Genomic DNA, 19,432 nt, shown 5'->3' with positions numbered 1-19,432 from the left:
GCCATCACAGGCCGGCCGGCTCTTCCAACCCTTCGCGGCGGTAGGCGGCGACGACCGCGTTGCGCAGGAGCACGGCGATCGTCATCGGCCCAACGCCGCCCGGCACCGGGGTGATCGCGCCGGCGACTTCGAGTGCTTCGGCATAATCGACGTCGCCGACCAGCTTGGTCTTGCCCGGCTCGGCCGCATCGACGCGGTTGATACCGACATCGATCACGGTCGCGCCCGGCTTGATCCAGTCTCCCTTGACCATTTCGGGCCGGCCGACTGCAGCGACGACGATATCGGCGCGCTTCACAACCTCGGGCAGGTTCTTCGTGCGCGAATGGGCGATCGTCACGGTGCAGCTTTCGGCGAGCAGGAGCTGCGCCATCGGCTTGCCGACGATGTTCGAACGCCCGATCACGACGGCGTCGAGCCCGGAGAGCGAGCCCAGCCGATCCTTGAGCAGCATCAGCGAGCCGAGCGGCGTACAGGGCACGAGACCCGGCAGACCGCTGGCGAGGCGCCCGGCATTGATCGGGTGGAAGCCGTCGACATCCTTGTCGGGATCGATCGCGGCGATCACCTCATCCTCCCGCAGCCCCTTGGGCAGGGGAAGCTGGACGAGGATGCCGTCGACGGCCGGATCGGCGTTGAGCTCGGCGACCTTCGCCAGCAGCGCTTCCTGACTGGTGTCGGCCGGCATGCGGTACGTGAAGCTCGCCATGCCGGCGGCCTCGGTCGCCTTGCCCTTGGAGCGGACATAGACCGCACTCGCGGGATCCTCGCCCACCAGCACCACGGCGAGGCCGGGCTTGCGGCCGGCCTTGGCGACGAAATCGGCGACGAAATCGGCGAGGCGGGCGCGGAGCCCATCGGCAAAGGCTTTTCCGTCGATGATGGCGGCAGTCACGTCGGTTCAGGCTCCCATGGATTGCATGATGGCGGGCAGTACGACCTGCGGCAGGACGATCGATTGGAGGATGATGATCAAAAGCAGCACCACCATCGGCGAAAAATCGAGCGCACCGAAATCAGGCATGATCCGCCGGATCGGGCGATAGAACGGTTCGGTCATGCGCGTCAGCGCATAGAGCACCTGCCGCACCAGATCGTTATTCGTGTTCACGACGTTGAAGGCGACCAGCCACGACAGGATCGCCTGAATGATAATGATCCACCGCAGCACCGTGAGCAGCAACTGGGCGATCGAATAAAGGGCCATCAGCATGCGCGATCCCCTAGCCGAGCGTTGCGCCTTCCGCCAGCCTCGCTCAATCGAGTCGCACGAGCGTGCCCGCACCCTGCTTGGTGAATATCTCGATCAGCATCGCGTGCGGCACCCGCCCGTCCAGGATGACCGCGGCATCGACCCCGCCCTCGACTGCGTGGACGCAGGTTTCCAGCTTGGGGATCATGCCGCCGCTGATCGTGCCGTCCTGCTGGAGCGCGGCAATATCCTGCGGCGTGAGATCGGAGATCAGATTCCTGTTCTTGTCGAGCACCCCGGCAACATCGGTGAGCAGGAACAGGCGTTCGGCGCCCGTGGCAATGGCGAGCGCGCCCGCCATCGTATCGGCGTTGATATTGTAGGTCTGGCCGTCGGCGCCGACGCCGATCGGCGCGACCACCGGGATCATACCCGCCTTCGAAATCGTATCGAGGATGCGTGTATCGATGTCATCGGGCTCACCCACGAACCCCAGATCGACATCGCTGACTACCTTGGTGGCGGTGACGAGCCGGCCGTCTTTCCCCGAGATGCCGACCGCGCGGCCGCCCTCGGCCGCGATCCACGAGACGATCTCCTTGTTGATCGCACCCGACAGGACCATTTCGGCGACCTTCATGGTCGCGGCGTCGGTGACGCGCAGCCCGTTGACGAATCGGCTCTCGATCCCCTGCGCCTTCAGCGCCGCGCCGATCTGCGGCCCGCCGCCATGGACGACGATCGGGTTGATGCCGACCGCCTTCAGCAGCACGACATCCTCGGCAAAATCCTCGGCCGCATCGGCATCGCCCATGGCGTGGCCGCCATATTTCACCACGAACGTCGCACCGGCATAACGCTGCAAATACGGCAGCGCTTCGGCCAGCGTCTCGGCTTTGGCGAGGAGGGCGGGATCGGGAGCGTGGCTGATCATGGGCGGGCCTTAGCGGCCAAATTCGCAACCGTCATTCCCGCCGGAGCGGAAAACAGTCGGTCTAACAGGCTGCGGAAAAACTCTTTCCGGGATGCGTCGGTCGTGATTCAAGTGTCGCGGTGAGTTTTGGGGTGCGGCATGCGCGGCGAGGACGTTCGGACGGATAGCCTGTTTTCCTATGTGAGTTGCGAGGCGCGGGTTCCCCTGGGTCATCCGCTTCGTCCGATCCGCGCTATGGTCGACGAAGTGCTTGAGGTTCTGTCGGGCGATTTCGAGGGGATGTACGCGAAGACGGGTCGCCCCTCGATCGCGCCCGAGAAGCTGCTTCGCGCGCTTCTACTGCAGGTCTTTTATTCGATCCGTTCCGAGCGTCAGCTGATGGAGCAGTTGGACTACAACCTGCTGTTCCGCTGGTTCGTCGGCCTGTCGATGGATGCGACAGTCTGGGACGCCACGGTGTTCACCAAGAACCGCGACCGGCTCCTGGAAGGCGATGTCGCGACCCGGTTCCTGGCTGCGGTGGTGGCGCAGGCCCGAAGCCGCGACTTGCTTTCGGATGATCACTTCTCGGTGGATGGCACGCTGATCGACGCCTGGGCGTCGATGAAGAGCTTCCGTCGCAAGGATGATGGCGATGGACCGCCGGGGCCGGGACGCAATGCCGAGCGCGACTTTCGCGGCGAGAAGCGATCGAACCAGACCCATACCTCGACCACCGATCCCGAGGCGAAGCTCTACCGCAAGGCCAACGGCCAGTCGTCACGCATGGCGTTCATGGGGCATGTGTTGATGGAGAACCGCAATGGCCTGGTAGTCGGTGCCACCCTCACGCAGGCGACGGGCACCGCGGAACGCGAGGCCGCGCTGGCGCTGGTCGATGCGCTGGGAGCCAGCGGCCGTATAACCTTGGGCGCCGACAAGGCCTATGATGCGCGCGAGTTCGTTCGCGAACTGCGCGCCCGCAAAGTCTCACCGCACATCGCCCGCAACGAGCAGATCACGCCCGCCGGCGACCGACGGCGCAGGAGCGCCATCGACGGCCGCACAACCCGCCATCCCGGCTATGCCATCAGCCTGCGCGTCCGAAAGCGCATCGAAGAGGTGTTCGGCTGGACCAAGACCACCGGCGGACTGCGCAAGACCCGCCACAGGGGCACCGATCGCGTCGGATGGGCCTTCATCTTGACCACCGCCGCCTACAACCTCATCCGGATACCCAAGCTGATCGCGGCTGCCTGACCATGCTCGGACTCCGCCTCAAATCGGCGCAGTCCGAGCAAAATGGCCAAAATGGACGCCCGTAACCCCGCGCCGAGGCCCGTCCAAGCCCTCAATCCAATGGACAAAACGGCCGGTTACGCGCGTTTTTCCGCAGCCTGCTAAAGCTTCGGGAACTTCAGCCCGCCGGTCACGGTCGGCAGGCCGGCCTCCATCTCGGTCGCGTCGAGCGGACGCCAGCCGTGCGGGCCGAGCCGTTCGAGCGGCTGATAGCGGATCTTGTATTGCATCCGCGCCGAGCCCTTCACCCAATAACCGAGATAGACGTAGGACAGACCCGACGCGCGCGTGCGCGAAATATGATCGAGGATAATGAAGGTACCCAGCCCGGGCCGCTCGGCATAATCGGGCTCGAAGAAGCTATAGACCATCGACAGCCCATCGGACTGCTGATCGGTCAGGCACGCACCGACCAGGCGGCCGGGACGGCCATTGACCGACGGCTCGCGATATTCGACCAGATAGGTCGTCACCGGGGTCTGCTCGACCATGTCGGCGAAGTCGAACTCGTCCATTTCGGCCATGCCGCCGCCCGGATGGCGTGCCGCCAGATAGCGCCGAAGCAGCGCGAACTGCTCCTCGGTCGTCCACGGCTCGCACGCGCTCACCACGAGATCGGCATTGCGGCGTATCTGCCTGCGCTGCGTGGCGTTGGGCACGAACTCGGTCGCGACGACCCGCACCGAGACGCAGGCGGTGCAATCGATGCAGCTCGGCCGATAAGCGACGCCCTGGCTGCGGCGGAATCCAATTCGGCCGAGCGCCTCGTTCAGTTCGGCGGCATGGTTGCCCGACAGCTCGGTGAACACCTTGCGCTCGGTCTTGCCCGGCAAATAAGGGCAAGGAGCGGGCGTGGTCACGAAGAACCGCGGAAATTTAAACTGCGCACTCACCCGCGGCTTCGCCCTTCGCCCAAATGCCCCATGAGCGACTATGCCTTTGGTTCGCGGCCATGAAAAGCCGGTTTACCATCTTTGATGGTTAAGCCGGATTATCAGGCCCCGAATCAGGCAAGTTCGACCGGGTTCACATCATAACCTTCACGCGTCAGCGCCGCCATCAGCGCATCGAGATGCGCCGCATCGCGCGTTTCGCACTCGATATCGGTGATGAGTCCCTTGGCGGGCAAGGTGGAAAAGATCCGCTGATGATAGACCTCGATGATATTGACCTGCTCCTGATCGAAGATGCGCGCCACATGATAGAGCGCGCCCGGCCGATCCTGCAGCTTGATGCGCAGCCGTGCGAGCCGGCCCGAGCGGGCAAGATCGCGCAGCAGCACGTTGGCGAGCAGGCGGGTATCGATATTGCCGCCACACAGGATGATGCCGACTGTCCGGCCAACGAAGCGATCGGGGTAAGCGAGCATCGCTGCAAGCCCGGCGGCACCAGCACCCTCGACTACGGTCTTTTCGATCTGCAGCAGCAGCGAGACCAATTCTTCGAGGTAACGCTCCGAGACGAGCACGATATCGTCAACGAGGCCGGAAACGAACGCACTCGTGACCGATCCAGGCTCCTTGACCGCGATACCCTCGGCCAGCGTGTCGCCGGCGCAAGGGCGCGAGTCACCCTTCATCAAATTGTACATCGACGGGTAGAGCTCGGCCTGGACGCCGATGACCTCTACACCCCCCACGGCTTTGGCCACGGTGGCGCAGCCCGAGATCAGCCCCCCGCCACCGATCGGCACGATCAACGTGTCGATATCGGGCGCCTCTTCGAGCATTTCCAGCGCAACCGTGCCCTGGCCCGCAATGATCTGCGGATCGTTGAAGGGGTGGACGATCGTCAGCCCCTGTGCCTCCGCCATATCGCGCGCGAATGCGAGCGCCTCGTCGACATTGTCGCCGTGCAGGATGATGTTCGCACCATGCCCGCGCGTCTGGGTGACCTTCACCTGCGGGGTGTGCGTCGGCATGATGATCGTCACCGGGATGCCGAGCCGGGCGCCGTGATAAGCAAGACCTTGCGCGTGATTACCTGCCGATGCGGCGATCACGCCGCGTGCGCGCGCCACGTCATCGAGCTGAAGCAATTTGTTGAGCGCGCCGCGCTCCTTGTAGGCAGCGGTGAACTGGAGATTTTCGAATTTGAGGTAGACGGTGGCGCCCGTAAGCTTGCTGAGTGTTCGGCTAATCAGCGTCGGCGTCCGCACAATCGACGGCGCCACGCGCGCATGCGCGGAGCGGACGTCGTCAAGCGACACGGGGAGCGCGACATCGGCGCTGGGTTTGAGAAGCGTAGCCATCCGAGTCGCCTAGTCCTGTTGGCGCAGTTTTTGAACCCTTCAGGCTACGATAGCGGGGCGAGCCCACTGGCGCGGACCTTTGCGCCGCCTTAATGCCGCGCGCATGGCAAAGATCAGTTTCCTCGGCCTTGGCGTGATGGGGGCCCCGATGGCGGGGCACCTTGCGGCCAAGGGACATGACGTCACCGTCTACAATCGCACGCCCGAAAAGGCCGACGCCTGGGTGACGCGCCATGGCGGCAAGAGCGCGCCGACCCCGGCTGCGGCCGCGGAGGGGGCCGACGCGGTCTTCTCCTGCGTCGGCGCGGATGCCGATCTGGCGGAGGTGACCCTGGGCAGCCATGGCGCGTTTGCGGCGATGCGCGAGGGCGCCTTATTCGTCGATCATACCACCGTTTCGGCCGAAATCGCACGCCGTCTGGCAGCCGAGGGCGCGGAGCGCAGGCTGCTCGTCGTCGATGCGCCGGTCTCGGGCGGGCAGGCGGGCGCCGAGAATGGCACGCTCTCGGTGATGTGCGGCGGCACGCGTGCCGCGGTGGAGCGCGCGCGGCCGCTGATCGAGGCCTATGCCGCCCGCATCGTCCATGTTGGCGAGGCGGGCGCTGGCCAGCAGGCCAAAATGGTCAACCAGATCGCCATTGCCGGAGCGATCCAGGGCGTGGCCGAAGCGCTGCGCTTCGCCCAGGCGGCAGGGCTCGATACCGCCAAGGTGTTCGAGGCGGTGTCGGCCGGCGCCGCCGGCAGCTGGCAGATGAGCAATCGCTGGGCGACGATGGCGCGCGATGAGTTCGATTTCGGCTTTGCGGTCAACTGGATGCGCAAGGATCTAGGGCTGGCGCTGCAGGAAGCTCGCGCCAACGGTGCGACCCTCCCGGTGGCCGCCTTAGTCGATCAATTCTACGCCGAGGTGCAGCAGATGGGTGGCGGACGCCAGGATACGTCGTCGATCATCCGCAGGCTCGGCCGGTGAGGCTGCCGCTTGCAGCAGCGGCGGCGTTCGCCTTGCTTGCCACCCCGGCATTGGCCGCACGCAAGCAGCTTCCCGCCATGCCGCCCCCGCCGATCCCGCTCGCCGAGCAGGGACTGATCGACAATGTCACCGGCTATACGATCGGCAAGAATGGCGATCTGGTGCGGTTCAACGGGCTGCTGATCGATCGGCAGGGCCGCGTCGCCAAGCTTTTGCAGAAAGACGATCCGCGCCCGCAGCGCCCCGATTTCCGGCTCGACGCGAAAGGGCGCGTGCTGCTGCCCGGTCTGATCGACGCGCACGGCCATGTCAGCGATCTCGGCATGCAGGCGCTCAGCCTCGATCTGTCCGCCACCAACAGCCTGGCCGAGGCGCAGGACAAGCTCGGCAAATATGCCGAGGCGCGGGCAACCCCGGCCTGGATCCGCGGCGGCGGCTGGAATCAGGAGCGCTGGAGGCTCGGCCGTTTCCCCACCGCTGCCGATCTCGACCATGTCGTCAAGGATCGCCCGGTGCTGCTCGATCGCGTCGATGGCCATGCCGTGCTCGCGAACAGTGCCGCGATGGCGGCGGCGGGCATTACCGCCAAGACGCAGGACCCGAAGGGCGGCCGCATCGAGCGCGACGCGCGCGGCAACCCGACCGGTTTGTTCGTAGACGCCGCGCAAGCGCTGGTCCTGAAGGCCGCGCCCGCTCCGCTGCCACGCGAACGCGATGCCGCGCTCATCAAGGCGCAGAATATCCTGCTCGCCGACGGCATCACCGCCACCGCCGACATGGGCACCAGCGTCGAGACGTGGGAGACTTTGCGCCGGATCGGCGATGATGGCCGGCTGCGCGTGCGGATCATCTCCTATGGACTGGGCATCGACACGTTGCTGGCGATCGCCGGGCCGGCCCCCACTCGCTGGCTCTATGACGGGCGGCTGCGGATGGTGGGGGTCAAGCTCTTCGCCGACGGCGCGCTCGGATCGCGCGGCGCGTGGCTGAAGCAGCCTTATGCCGACAAGCCCGATACGAAGGGCCTGCAATTCCTCGACGACGCCAAGCTCAAGAATATGATGAGCCGCGCCGCGATGGACAATTTCCAGGTGGCCGTCCACGCGATCGGCGACGCCGCCAATGCCCAGGTGCTCGACGCGATCGATGAATTGAGCGCGACCTATGACGGCGATCGACGCTGGCGGATCGAGCATGCCCAGATCGTCGATCCGGCCGATCTGCCGCGTTTCGCCAGACATGGCATCATCGCATCGATGCAGCCGAGCCATGCGACGTCCGATCATGCGATGGCGGTAACCCGCCTAGGGCCGAACCGGCTCGGTGGCGCCTATGCGTGGAAGACGATGCTCGACAATCATGTCCCGCTCGCCTTCGGATCGGACTATCCGGTCGAAGATCCCAACCCCTTTCCCGGCATGGCGGATGCGGTGACGCGCGAGGATGCGGCGGGCGATCCACCGGGTGGCTTCCTGCCCGAGCAGAAGCTGACGCTGACCCAGGCCTTTGCTGCCTTCACCACCGGCGCCGCCTTTGCGTCGCGCGCCGAGGACCGGATCGGCAGCCTCGAACCCGGCCATTATGCCGATTTCATCTTCGTCGATCGCGATCCCTTCCAGGTCGATGCCAAGGCGTTGCGTGAGACGAAGGTGCTGGAGACGTGGATGGCGGGAAGCGCCGTCTGGGTGCGGAAATAGCCGCCGAAGATTATGTATCGGTCAGTTTAGAAAGCGACGTTACCCGGTCGGCACCAGCAGACCTATCTCCACGCCGATTTTCAGGGGAGACGTGCCATGACCGATCTTGCCAACCAGACCGCCCTCGTCACCGGCGCCTCGCGCGGGATCGGCCGCGCCGCTGCAGCCAAGCTCGCCGATGCGGGCGCGCGCGTGATCGTCCATTACAGCGCAAGCCGCGATGCCGCCGAGGCGCTGGTCGCCGAGATCCGCGCCAAGGGCGGCGAGGCCGATGCAGTCCCCGCCGATCTGGCCGCCGGCGACGGTCCGTTCAAACTCGCCGAGGCGGTGAAGGCGCTCGGCATCACGAAGCTCGACATCCTCGTCGCCAATGCCGGCGTCGCAACCTTCGCCGGGATCGAGGAGCAGACGGTCGAAGATTTCGATCGCCAGTTCGCGGTCAACGTCCGCGCGCCGTTCTTTACCGTCCAGCAATTGCTGCCGCTGATGGGCGAAGGCACTCGTATCGTGCTGCTGTCGTCGGTAGTGGCGCGTGCCGCTTTTCCCGGCGCCCCGGCTTATTCGGCGACCAAGGGCGCGGTCGACGTGCTCGTCCGGTCGTTTGCGATCGAACTTGGCCCCAAGGGCATCCGCGTCAACGCGGTCGCACCGGGCGCGACCGAGACCGATATGGCGAGCTTCCTTCAGAACCCGGCCGCACGCGAAGGCGTGCTGGCAGGACAGGCCCTCAAGCGGATCGCCCAGCCGGACGATATCGCCGACGTAATCCTGTTCCTGAGCTCGGATGCCGGCCGTTGGATCACCGGCCGCACGATCGAAGCCAGCGGCGGTTCGCGTCTGTAATTACGCCCCTGCCGCTTGCGGGAGGGGAATCAGGATAAAGCCGCCAACATTCCGGGCGTCAGCACCTGCGGCAGTTCCCGCGGAGCCGAACCGTCGGCGGGATAGAACAGATAAAACGGCACGCCCGACCGGCCATGGGCCGCGAGGAAGCGGCTGATCGCCGGATCGCCGCGCGTCCAATCCCCCACCATCACCGCCATCTTCTTTGCGGCGAAAGCCTGCGTCACCTCCGATCTCTCGATCGCGGCTTTCTCGTTGACCTTGCAGGTCAGGCACCAGTCAGCGGTGAAATAGAGAAAGACCGGGCGCTTCTCGGCGCGGAGCGCCGCCAGGCGTGTCTCGCTGAACGGTTCATCGCTGCCGGCGATAGTCGCCGCCTGAGCGGGCGCCGCGCGCGGCACGACGGCAATCAGGGCCACCGCCGCCGCCAGCGCCGGCACGACCGGCCACCACGCCCCCGTCTTGAAGCCATTCTGCCGACGGCCGACCCACCACAATCCCAGCGCCAGCACCAAAGCGGCGGCAAGGCCGATCGCCATGCCGTTCACCTGCGCCTGCCGCCCGAGCACCCAGGCCAGGCCGAGCGCCGTCACCAGCATCGGCAGCGCGAGGATGCGGCGCATCGTATCCATCCACGCGCCGGGACGCGGCAGGCGCGAACGAAGGGCGGGGATGAAGCCCAACAGCAGGAAGGGCAGCGCCAATCCGAGCCCAAGGCCTCCGAAAACCGCCATCGCCGCGGGCACCGGCAGCAGCAGCGCCGCGCCGAGAGCGACACCCAGGAAGGGCCCGGCACAGGGCGTCGCCACGAACGCCGCCAGTGCCCCGGTCCAGAAGGCGCCCGCGGGGCCCTCCTTGTTGGCGAGGCCGCTGCCGGCCGAGATCACCGGCAGTTCGAACAAGCCCGCGAGATTGAGTCCGATGGCAAGCACGAGAAGCATCAGACCCGCGATCACGCGCGCATCCTGAAGCTGGAACGCCCATCCCGCAACACCGCCCGCGGCCCGCAGCAGCAGGATGACGGCGCCCAGCGACAGGCACACCAACACGACACCGGCCGTGTAAGCGAGCGCCTCGCTCCGCGCATGCGCGGCCGACGTGCCGGAGCGCGCGAGGCTGAGCGCTTTCAGGCTCAGGATGGGGAAGACGCACGGCATGATGTTGAGCAGCAAGCCGCCCAGGATCGCCCCGGCAAGTGCGGCCAGAAAGCTGGTGCCAACACCAGCCGCCGTCCCGGCCGAAGCGGTGCCGCCCGATGCCGCCGCTGCGACGACGCCGGGCGTAGCCGTCAGCACGCCCCCCGTCGCCGGGCCGAGCCGCACGACGCCTTCCACTTTGGGAGGGGTCGTCGCCTTGGCGGCGGTTTCAATGACCAGCCGATCACCCTCGCGCGCGACCGTCTGGGGTGCGGCATAATCGATCACGCCATCGGTGGCGGCAAAGAAATAGGGTTTGTCCGCGGTGGCGGCGGCGGGAAGCGGCACTTCCAACCGGAAGCGGCCATTCGCCACCTGAAAATGCGCCGGGCTGCCGAGCGGGCGAGGCAAGGCCGCGCGCCAGCGATCGAACTCAGCCGCCATGGCGGGCGCGACCGCGCCGTCGCCGACCGTCAATTCGGTCTTGAGCGTCCCGGTTTCGGGCACGCAGGTCTGCGGATTGCAGGCCAGCCAATCGAGGGTGACCGAGATCGGCAGCCGGGTGCCGGCCGCCAGCCCCTTGGGAATGTCGAGGGTGACCAACTGGGCATAATCGGTTTCGTAGACATAATTCATCAGGCCCGCGATCAGCAGCGGCTGCGGCACCGGATATTCGAGCGCGCCGAAGACCAGCCCCTTGGGCGCATCCCACTTCACCCGCGTCGGCAGGCCCGCATCGCCCGGATTGATCCAATAGCCGTGCCAGTCGCGATCGGGCTTCATCGAGAAAGCGAGCATGATCCGCGATCCCGATGCCGGGGTCGGCGTCTCCGCCACCAGCGCCGCCGCAATATGATTCGGCGCAGCGATAACCGCTGCCGGCGCGAGCGACAGGAATGCGACGAGCAACCGCAGCGCGAGGATCAGGCGTGACATGGCGCGAACATAGGGCAGACGGCCCAAGAAAACACTGCCCCACCTGCGATCGCGGCCCCTTGCCCGCTGCACTGCGCTATGGCACGCGAACGTCATGGTTTTCCGTCGTGCCCCCAGCATCGCCGCCCCGCTCGTCGCACTCGTCTTGCTCGGTGGCTGCGCCACCGTCGGGCAGGACCGGCTGGCCGAGAAGGATCCCCTCGAAAAGGTCAACCGCGGCATCTGGGCGGTCGACATGGCCGCCGACAAGGCGATCCTGCGGCCCGTCGCGAAAGCCTATCGGGCGGTCACGCCGGCACCCGCGCGTCGCGGCATCACCAACGCCTTCGCCAACCTGACCGAACCCTGGTCGTTCATCAACAATGCGCTGCAGGGCCATGGCAAGCGCGCGCTGCGCAATCTCGGCCGGTTCGCGATCAATTCGACCATCGGTATCGCTGGCCTGTTCGATCGGGCGAGCAAGATGGGTATGCCGGCGGCCTATGAGGATCTCGGCCAGACGATGGCCGTATGGGGCTTCAATGCGGGGCCTTATGTCGTTCTGCCGCTACTCGGTCCCTCGACGATGCGCGACGCGATCGGCCAGGGCATCGGTGCCTATGCCGATCCGGTCAGTATCGGGATCAATCATGCGGACGTGAACGTCTGGTACAAGCGCGGCTATCGCGCACTGCAGATAATCAATGCACGCTCCGAACTGATCGAAAGCGGCGGCGACGCCTTTCTCGAATCGAGCCTCGATCCCTATGCGGCCGCGCGATCGGCCTTCCTGCAGAGGCGCCGCGCCGACATCCTGAACCAGGAGGATTCGGACAGCGCCGCCGGTCCGGCCGACGAGCCGCCCGCAGCCGAGGGCGTGCCGACGCCGGTTGGCGATGCTGCCGCAACCCCGCCGGCGGGCAAAGCGCCGCCGCAAAGCGAAGCGGGCTTGCCGGGCGACGAACCGGCCACGGCGCCGGCCCTGCCTAAACCCGCCACCCAGCCTCTGCCGGAAAGCGCCGCACCCCTGCCGGGTGATGCGCCGACGCCCAGTCCGCACCAGTGAGCAAGCGCCCAGCGCTGGCGTTGCTGCTTCTGCTGAGCGCCTGCCACAGAGGAAAAGTCGCCGACGTAACGCTTGATGCAGATCGGGCGGCGGAGAATGCGACTGCCGCCAAGACTCTCGCTGATCTGGCCGCCGCCGATCAGGCTGCCGCCACGCCGTTACCGGCGCGCCGGACCGCAGCGCCGGCGCCGGCCCATGCCGACGGCGATCAGGATCGGGCGGCGGCCGACGAGACGCCGCCGATAGAAGGCAATGGCGGGGACACCGCGCCGCGCTAGGACGGAACCGGGCGCGCCTGGAGCGTTTGATGCGCGGAGAATATTCAGGAGAGACGATGTGAGCGTGGCTTTCCGTCGCGAGAGCGACGATGAGCATAAGGAGCCGAAGTTCGAGCTCCCGATCCCGCCCGGCCCCAATCTGGTGACCGAACGCGGCATCAAGCTGATCGAACAGCGTGTGGCCGAATTGGAGGCCAAAGTGGCCGACATGGCCGCCGGCGAAGCGCTGGAGGATGCGCGGCGCGATCTGCGCTACTGGCGCCAGCGGCTCGCCACCGCGCAACTCGCTCCGCCACCGCCCCAGGACGAGATCGGCTTCGGTAGCCGGGTTGAAATCCGTGTTAACGGCAAGCCGCGCACTTTGCAGATCGTCGGCGACGACGAAGCGCACCCCGCCGCCGGGCTCCTCGCTTTATCCGCCCCGCTTGCGCAGGCATTGATCGGCGCGGCCCAAGGCGACCTGCTGCCGTTCGGCGGGCGCGATGACGCGATCGAAATCCTCTCGATCGGGGGATGAGGGCAAGCCGCCCGCATCCCCCGCGATAATCAGATACGCGTTTCCGGCGTCTTGGCTGGGGCCTTGGGCTTTTCGAGGTTGACCGGCGTCAGCGCGGGCGCGCCAGCCGGAGCCGGCTTGGCCACTGCCGGCACCGGCGCGCGGCTATTGACGGCGGTGCAGTCGCCCGAATCCTGGCGAACCACCTTGGGTGCCTGATTGGCGCCGAGCGACGTCACCTGCACGCTCTGGCTGCACGACGCTCCGTTGCCGCTGGAGAACGAGGTAAAGCTGTAGCTGACCGTGCCGGCAGGCAGCGATTTCAAGGCGGCGTCGCTGAGCTGACCACCTGCGGCTGGAGCAGCGGTGGTCAAAGCCGAAGCCTGACGCATCATCGCGTCCATCTGCGCATCCATCTCGGCCGAGATGCGATCGAACATGGCGAAAGGCGAATCGTTCGTCATCGCGACCGGCACGAGATCCGCCGCCGGCATCGCCACCACCCTGGGTGCGACATCGCCGACATAATGGACCTGCGCAACCGAGCCGTCGGGCATCACGACGTTCAGCACATGCGTGCGATCGGCCGCGATCGCCACGCTCGCCAAGGCAGCGGCGCCCACGCCCGCGAGAAGAAGTTTCGTAACCGTCCGCATCGAATCCTCCTAAATGCAATACGAGACACGGTAATTCTGCCATCCGCACCTGAACGGCCGATGAGCGCGGCACCTGCTGGCCTAAAATCAGACCTCGTGGCGGCGAAAGCAATCGGGCGCATGATCGTTGACCATCCCGACCGCCTGCATCCAGGCATAAGCGATGGTCGGCCCGACGAATTTGAAGCCCTTTGCCTTGAGCGCCTTCGACATCGCCTCCGAAACCGGTGTGCTGGCCGGCACATGCACACCGTCATTCGTCTGGGTCGTGCCGCCCGCGAGCTGCCAGACCCAATCGGCGAAATCCTCGCCTGCGTCGGCCATTGCGAGCCAGGCGCGGGCATTGCCGATCGTCGCCTCGATCTTGGCGCGGGCGCGGATGATGCCCGGATCCTGCATCAGCGCATCGACCTTGGCCGCGTCGTAGCAGACGATCATGGCGGGATCGAACTGATCGAAAGCGGCGCGAAAACCGTCGCGGCGATGGAGAATGGTGCGCCATGACAGACCGGCCTGGAACCCTTCCAGCACCAGCATCTCCCACAGCATGCGTGAATCGCGCACCGGCACGCCCCATTCGGCATCATGATAGGCGGCCATCAGCGGATCGGCATCGGCCCAGGCGCAGCGAATAAGGGGATGATCGGTCATGACCCGACGCTAGGATAACCCATCGCGGTTCGCCAGCGGCGCCGCAGCGGGGGAGATCCGAATGGGAATTGTCACACGCCTGGCCAAGGTGGCCGCCGTCTTCATGGCGCTGATCGCCGCGCCGTTATGGGCCGACTGCGGTATCGCCCCGGCAGGGACGAGCCAGCGCATTGCGATTCCCGGCACCGGGCGCGCGATGCTGATCCATCTGCCTGCACAGTCGGACACGCGCCGTCCGGCTCCCTTGCTTTTCCTGTTCCACGGTAGCGGTGGCACGGGCGAGCGGATGCTGGCAAAGTCGAATCTCGCAGCGACCGCCGATGCCCATGGCTTCATCCTCGCGGTGCCCGACGGGGGCATCACGCTGGATGGCGGCTTCGTATGGAATATCCCGGGCGTCCCGACCCCGTCGGGCGCCATGCCCGGCGCAGATGATCCCGACGACATCGCCTATGTGCTTGCGGCGATCGATTGGTTGCGCGCCAATCGCTGTATCAATTCCGGCCGGATCTACGCCGCCGGCTTTTCGGGCGGCGGGCGGATGGCATCCTTGCTCGGATGTGTCGCGGCCGATCGCTTCGCCGCGATCGCCCCGGTCGCGGGGCTGCGCGCAGGCCTGCCCGCAGCGCAGGACCCGACGCGGCCCGATCCCGCAAGCTGCAAGCCGGCGCGGCCGATGCCGATCATCACCTTTGCCGGCGACAAAGACACCGAAAATCCCATCGAAGGCGGTGGATCGGCCTATTGGCAATATTCGATGCGCGCGGCGCTCGATCGATGGGCGATGCTGAACGGCTGCGCCCCTACGCCGATCCGGCGTGGCATTTCGACGCAGCTTTACGAAGAGCGCTTCGGGCATTGCCGCCAAGGCGCCGACATCGTCGTGCGGATGACGATCGGCGGGACGCATAGCTGGCTCGCCGATAACGAGACGATGTGGACCTTCTTCTCCCGTCATCGCCGCAAGAGTTAGACCAAGAAAAGGGCCGGAGGATTGCTCCCCCGGCCCTTCTTGTCTGCGTTGGTTGGGCAGGACTTAGAAGTCCATCCCGCCCATGCCGCCCATGCCGCCGCCGGGCATGCCGGCAGGCGCCTTGTCGTCGGCCGGAAGCTCGGAGATCGCCGCCTCGGTGGTGATCAGCAAGCCAGCGACCGAAGCCGCGTCCTGCAGCGCGGTGCGAACGACCTTGGTCGGGTCGATCACGCCGGCGGTGACGAGGTTCTCGTACGTGTCGGTCTGCGCATTGAAGCCCATCGTCGGGTCATTGCCCTCGAGCAATTTGCCCGAGATCACCGCACCGTCATGACCGGCATTCTGCGCGATCTGGCGGACCGGCGCATAGAGCGCCTTGCGGATGATATCGATGCCGCGGGTCTGGTCGTCGTTGGCGCCCTTGAGGCCCTCGATCGCCTTGGTGGCATACAGCAGAGCCGTACCGCCGCCGGGGACGATGCCTTCCTCGACCGCTGCGCGGGTTGCGTGCAGCGCGTCATCGACGCGATCCTTGCGCTCCTTGACCTCGACTTCGGTCGAACCGCCGACCTTGATCACGGCAACGCCGCCGGCGAGCTTGGCGAGACGCTCCTGGAGCTTCTCACGGTCGTAATCGCTGGTGGTGTTCTCGATCTGCTTGCGGATCGCTTCGACGCGGCCCTTGATCGATTCGGCTTCACCGGCGCCATCGACGATGGTGGTGTTGTCCTTGTCGATCGAAACGCGCTTGGCGGTGCCGAGCATGTTGAGCGTGACGCTCTCGAGCTTGATGCCGAGATCCTCGGAGATCACTTCGCCCTTGGTCAGGACAGCGATATCCTCGAGCATCGCCTTGCGGCGATCGCCGAAGCCCGGTGCCTTGACGGCCGCGACCTTCAGGCCGCCGCGCAGCTTGTTGACGACCAGGGTTGCCAGCGCCTCGCCCTCGATATCCTCGGCGATGATGAGGAGCGGACGACCGCTCTGCACCACGGCTTCCAGGATCGGGAGCATCGCCTGCAGGTTGGAGAGCTTCTTCTCGTGGATCAGGATGAACGGATCGGCGAGCTCGACCGTCATCTTGTCGGGGTTGGTGATGAAGTAAGGCGACAGGTAGCCGCGATCGAACTGCATGCCTTCGACGACATCGAGCTCGAACTCGAGGCCCTTGGCTTCCTCGACGGTGATCACGCCTTCCTTGCCGACGCGCTCCATCGCCTCGGCGATCTTCTGGCCGACGACGGTGTCGCCATTGGCCGAGATGATGCCGACCTGCGCGACTTCGTTGGTGCCGGCAACCGGCTTCGAGCGCGACTTGATGTCCTCGACGACCTTGGCGACGGCAAGATCGATGCCGCGCTTCAGGTCCATCGGGTTCATGCCGGCCGCAACCGACTTCATGCCCTCGCGGACGATCGCCTGGGCGAGAACGGTGGCGGTGGTGGTGCCGTCGCCGGCGATGTCGTTGGTCTTCGAGGCCACTTCGCGCAGCATCTGCGCGCCCATGTTCTCGAACTTGTCCTTGAGCTCGATCTCCTTGGCGACGGTGACGCCGTCCTTGGTGATGCGCGGCGCGCCGAACGACTTGTCGATCACGACGTTGCGGCCCTTGGGGCCCAGGGTCACCTTGACCGCGTCGGCCAGGATGTCGACGCCGCGCAGAATGCGCTCACGGGCGTCACGCGAAAACTTGACGTCTTTCGCTGCCATTTTGAAAGTCCTTCCTAAAATCCATTGAAACCGCGGATGCGGATCAGATCAGCCGACGATCCCGAGGATGTCGCTTTCCTTCATGATCAGCAGGTCCTCGCCACCGATCTTGACCTCGGTGCCGGACCACTTGCCGAACAGGATCTTGTCGCCGGCCTTGACGTCGAGCGGCGTGACCTTGCCGTCTTCGCTCTTGGCACCGCCGCCGACGGCGACGACCTCGCCCTCCTGGGGCTTTTCCTTGGCGGTATCTGGGATGATGATGCCGCCAGCCGTCTTCTCTTCGGCTTCAACGCGGCGAACCAGCACGCGATCGTGCAGCGGTCGAAAACCCATGGAAATGTCCCTTTCCTGCAACGCGGGCAGGCTAAGTGACATATCACCCTCTCCCCACGTTCAATGAACTTGTTGGCACTCGCCATCGGTGAGTGCCAACGGGCATATGTGGCGGGTGTCCGGGACTGTCAAGGAACGGGCCGGAAGATTCAAAGGCGAGCTGGTCAGGCGTACACTTGCCGAGACGAATCGAGATCGACCCTCGCGTGGTGCGCTCAGGCTTGTGCCACGGCTTGGGTCGTGGTTCGCTTTCGCGTCACGCGATGCGCCCAATCCTGGAACCTTTTCTCGTAATGGAACGTCGAGAGGTGGGCCAAGGCAAAGATGATCGCGAAGCTGATCGGCCGTTTGAGATACTTCTCTACGCCGTGGCCCGATCCCAGCCAGCCGATCATCGCAAAGGGGTGGATGATATACACCGCGTAGGAGACCGTCGCGAGATAGGCCATCGGCTGCGATTCTAGGAGCGAGCTGGCTCCGCGAACTCGCCGCATGACCGTGATGCCGACCATCGATGCAGCAAGATAAGGGCGGGCATAATTCAGTGCCGGCAGCGCGTGGTGGCTCGAGAGGAGGAACAACAACGCGACCGGCCAGAACGGCAGCCACCGCAGCATGCGGGCCGCCCCGCCATTCGGCGCAGCGTGGATTACGAGCGCGAGAATGCCGCCTGCCAAAATCTCGTCGACTCGAAGCCAGGTGACGATCGAGACCGGCGTGTCGGCCAAGATCCGCACGACGGTTACGATCACAGCGGCGATCGGTACCAGCACCAGGCTACGACGCCCCAACACACCTACCGCGATGGCAATCGCGAGGTAGAATTGCATCTCGACACACAGGCTCCAATAATGGCTGGTCCAGTTGTCGAGCCAGAAGGGCGGCAGGTTGGCGTAGAACAGGAAGTTTGCCGGCCAGTAGGGCCAGGGCAGACCCCGGATTGGAAGAGCGAGCGCGAGAACCAGCCACGCCAGCGGCAGGATACGCGCCAAGCGCTTGATCAGGAACGCCTTGATGTCCGAATCGCGCAGCAGCATGCTGACGATCAGGAAGCCTGACAGCGTGAAAAAAACAGCCATGCCGAGTATCCCGGCGGCCTCGTTCAGTCGCCAGCGCGACGGCCCGAGAGGCAGCATATGCGCGGCAAGCACAAGCAGGATGCTGATCGCGCGCCAGCCATCGAGCATCGGCAACCGCTTGCCGCGATGGCCGACGGCGGCGGTCGGATCGCCCGAAACCGGTTGGGATGGATGGGCCTCGCTGCCCTCGCTCGAAATCATGACGCCGGCTGGCAGCCCTTCGTTAACGGATGCTCGTCGGAGCAGGCCGGTTCGCGCGTCCGCTACAATAAAAGCATCTGTCACGCCACCGGATTGCTATCCTGACCCCGCCCGGAACGCGCTGTCCGACGCCACAGCACGTAGGACCAGACGACAGGGACGAAAGCCGCCACGAGCATGACCGCCACGAGCACGGGCACCACATGCCGTCCGTAAAAGCCGAACAGGCCGGCGGCGAGCCAGATCGCCCCCGCCACGACGAACAATTTTCCCCCAGTCGATGCGTCGCGATCCAGACGTCAGGATCGTCCATCGTCCAGGGCGTGCGGATGCCGATCAGCCACATCGGGCGCGACTTGCCGAACTGGTTGCCCAATGCGGCCAGGAACAGTCCCATCGCGATCAACAGCATGCGGACCGGCGCCACCGGCCAGCGGAACGCGACCGCCAACACCATCAACTCGATCGTCCAGGCGAGACCGATCGTGCCGAGCCACGCAATCCGGACCAGCCCGGCGCTACGCTCCATGGCATCACCGCGCGGCACGAAGCGCCCGGCGCCGGCGAGGATAGCCGGGATAATGATCCCGAGCGCGACGGGCGCCAGCAAAGCGGCCCACTTGCTGCCCCAACCATCGACCTCGCCGGCCGCATTCCAGTGCATCGGCAGCCGCACGTCGGGCGGCAGCGCCTGCCCGGCCACCACCGCCGTAAGCGCCAATCCGCCGATCAGGAGCCCCGACACAGCGAGCAAACCCTTGGTCCGCATG

The 19,432-nt window shown here is 65.8% G+C and carries 20 protein-coding genes; 8 read left to right on the top strand and 12 right to left on the bottom strand.

Annotation, left to right across the window (positions count from 1 at the left end; genetic code table 11):
• Positions 1-4: 4 nt before the first annotated feature.
• The 3 genes from folD to argB are packed head-to-tail and all read right to left on the bottom strand — an operon-like array spanning position 5 to position 2,126.
• Positions 5-895, bottom strand: coding sequence for a bifunctional methylenetetrahydrofolate dehydrogenase/methenyltetrahydrofolate cyclohydrolase FolD (gene folD, locus AB4Z44_RS18935; RefSeq protein WP_404711214.1), 891 nt, complete (start codon positions 893-895; stop codon positions 5-7).
• Positions 896-901: 6 nt separating this feature from the next.
• Complete coding sequence (locus AB4Z44_RS18930) at positions 902-1,213, bottom strand: YggT family protein (protein ID WP_404711213.1); 312 nt, start codon at positions 1,211-1,213, stop codon at positions 902-904.
• A gap of 43 nt (positions 1,214-1,256) precedes the next feature.
• A complete protein-coding gene (gene argB / locus AB4Z44_RS18925; protein WP_404711212.1) occupies positions 1,257-2,126 on the bottom strand; it encodes an acetylglutamate kinase in 870 nt (289 codons plus the stop codon).
• A 138-nt stretch (positions 2,127-2,264) separates the two neighbouring features.
• Here argB and AB4Z44_RS18920 point away from each other — a divergent pair, with 138 nt between their 5' ends.
• Positions 2,265-3,365 (top strand): IS5 family transposase, encoded by a 1,101-nt coding sequence (locus AB4Z44_RS18920; RefSeq protein WP_404710544.1) that lies wholly within the window; start codon positions 2,265-2,267, stop codon positions 3,363-3,365.
• Positions 3,366-3,505: 140 nt separating this feature from the next.
• Here AB4Z44_RS18920 and AB4Z44_RS18915 read toward each other — a convergent pair whose 3' ends face one another.
• Together AB4Z44_RS18915 and AB4Z44_RS18910 are read right to left on the bottom strand one after the other, a co-directional pair.
• Positions 3,506-4,297, bottom strand: a complete 792-nt coding sequence (locus tag AB4Z44_RS18915; protein ID WP_404711211.1) for an arginyltransferase — start codon at positions 4,295-4,297, stop codon at positions 3,506-3,508.
• 113 nt (positions 4,298-4,410) lie between these two features.
• A complete protein-coding gene (locus tag AB4Z44_RS18910; RefSeq protein ID WP_404711210.1) occupies positions 4,411-5,655 on the bottom strand; it encodes a threonine ammonia-lyase in 1,245 nt (414 codons plus the stop codon).
• 103 nt (positions 5,656-5,758) lie between these two features.
• On the opposite strand from AB4Z44_RS18910, the gene AB4Z44_RS18905 reads away from it, so the two are divergent.
• The 3 genes from AB4Z44_RS18905 (at position 5,759) to AB4Z44_RS18895 (ending at position 9,165) form a co-directional block, all read left to right on the top strand.
• Positions 5,759-6,625 (top strand): NAD(P)-dependent oxidoreductase, encoded by an 867-nt coding sequence (locus tag AB4Z44_RS18905; protein WP_404711209.1) that lies wholly within the window; start codon positions 5,759-5,761, stop codon positions 6,623-6,625.
• 77 nt (positions 6,626-6,702) lie between these two features.
• Positions 6,703-8,322 (top strand): amidohydrolase, encoded by a 1,620-nt coding sequence (locus AB4Z44_RS18900; protein ID WP_404714281.1) that lies wholly within the window; start codon positions 6,703-6,705, stop codon positions 8,320-8,322.
• Positions 8,323-8,418: 96 nt separating this feature from the next.
• On the top strand, positions 8,419-9,165 hold the full coding sequence (locus AB4Z44_RS18895) for an SDR family NAD(P)-dependent oxidoreductase (RefSeq protein WP_404711208.1): 747 nt from the start codon (positions 8,419-8,421) through the stop codon (positions 9,163-9,165).
• Positions 9,166-9,194: 29 nt separating this feature from the next.
• On the opposite strand, the gene AB4Z44_RS18890 is transcribed toward AB4Z44_RS18895, so the two are convergent.
• Positions 9,195-11,237 carry a protein-disulfide reductase DsbD family protein gene (locus tag AB4Z44_RS18890; RefSeq protein WP_404711207.1) on the bottom strand — a complete coding sequence of 681 codons (2,043 nt, stop codon included), beginning with the start codon at positions 11,235-11,237 and terminating at the stop codon, positions 9,195-9,197.
• A 94-nt stretch (positions 11,238-11,331) separates the two neighbouring features.
• Here AB4Z44_RS18890 and AB4Z44_RS18885 point away from each other — a divergent pair, with 94 nt between their 5' ends.
• From AB4Z44_RS18885 to AB4Z44_RS18875, 3 genes are read left to right on the top strand one after another with little or no spacing between them, the layout of a single operon-like run.
• Positions 11,332-12,282 (top strand): MlaA family lipoprotein, encoded by a 951-nt coding sequence (locus tag AB4Z44_RS18885; RefSeq protein ID WP_404711206.1) that lies wholly within the window; start codon positions 11,332-11,334, stop codon positions 12,280-12,282.
• On the top strand, positions 12,279-12,560 hold the full coding sequence (locus AB4Z44_RS18880; RefSeq protein WP_404711205.1) for a hypothetical protein: 282 nt from the start codon (positions 12,279-12,281) through the stop codon (positions 12,558-12,560). Before AB4Z44_RS18885 ends, AB4Z44_RS18880 begins: the two co-directional genes overlap by 4 nt.
• Positions 12,561-12,618: 58 nt before the next feature.
• Positions 12,619-13,077, top strand: coding sequence for a GreA/GreB family elongation factor (locus AB4Z44_RS18875; protein WP_404711204.1), 459 nt, complete (start codon positions 12,619-12,621; stop codon positions 13,075-13,077).
• A gap of 29 nt (positions 13,078-13,106) precedes the next feature.
• On the opposite strand, the gene AB4Z44_RS18870 is transcribed toward AB4Z44_RS18875, so the two are convergent.
• Positions 13,107-13,712 (bottom strand): hypothetical protein, encoded by a 606-nt coding sequence (locus tag AB4Z44_RS18870; RefSeq protein ID WP_404711203.1) that lies wholly within the window; start codon positions 13,710-13,712, stop codon positions 13,107-13,109.
• Positions 13,713-13,799: 87 nt separating this feature from the next.
• Positions 13,800-14,363 carry a DNA-3-methyladenine glycosylase I gene (locus tag AB4Z44_RS18865; protein ID WP_404711202.1) on the bottom strand — a complete coding sequence of 188 codons (564 nt, stop codon included), beginning with the start codon at positions 14,361-14,363 and terminating at the stop codon, positions 13,800-13,802.
• A gap of 61 nt (positions 14,364-14,424) precedes the next feature.
• Between AB4Z44_RS18865 and AB4Z44_RS18860 the strand changes: the two genes are divergently transcribed.
• Positions 14,425-15,336 carry an alpha/beta hydrolase family esterase gene (locus tag AB4Z44_RS18860; RefSeq protein ID WP_404711201.1) on the top strand — a complete coding sequence of 304 codons (912 nt, stop codon included), beginning with the start codon at positions 14,425-14,427 and terminating at the stop codon, positions 15,334-15,336.
• A 63-nt stretch (positions 15,337-15,399) separates the two neighbouring features.
• Here AB4Z44_RS18860 and groL read toward each other — a convergent pair whose 3' ends face one another.
• The 4 genes from groL to AB4Z44_RS18840 form a co-directional block, all read right to left on the bottom strand.
• On the bottom strand, positions 15,400-17,046 hold the full coding sequence (groL, locus tag AB4Z44_RS18855; RefSeq protein ID WP_404711200.1) for a chaperonin GroEL: 1,647 nt from the start codon (positions 17,044-17,046) through the stop codon (positions 15,400-15,402).
• Positions 17,047-17,094: 48 nt separating this feature from the next.
• Complete coding sequence (gene groES, locus AB4Z44_RS18850) at positions 17,095-17,382, bottom strand: co-chaperone GroES (RefSeq protein WP_404714280.1); 288 nt, start codon at positions 17,380-17,382, stop codon at positions 17,095-17,097.
• A 215-nt stretch (positions 17,383-17,597) separates the two neighbouring features.
• The gene (locus AB4Z44_RS18845; protein WP_404711199.1) at positions 17,598-18,662 is read right to left on the bottom strand and encodes an acyltransferase family protein; all 1,065 of its coding nucleotides are present in this window, start codon (positions 18,660-18,662) and stop codon (positions 17,598-17,600) included.
• A 22-nt stretch (positions 18,663-18,684) separates the two neighbouring features.
• On the bottom strand, positions 18,685-19,431 hold the full coding sequence (locus tag AB4Z44_RS18840) for a DUF1648 domain-containing protein (RefSeq protein WP_404711198.1): 747 nt from the start codon (positions 19,429-19,431) through the stop codon (positions 18,685-18,687).
• Between the last annotated feature and the right edge of the window lies 1 nt (position 19,432).

The organism is Sphingomonas sp. MMS24-J13, from assembly GCF_044905095.1.
Lineage (GTDB): Bacteria > Pseudomonadota > Alphaproteobacteria > Sphingomonadales > Sphingomonadaceae > Sphingomonas_I.
This window is presented reverse-complemented; position numbering and strand designations above follow the sequence as displayed.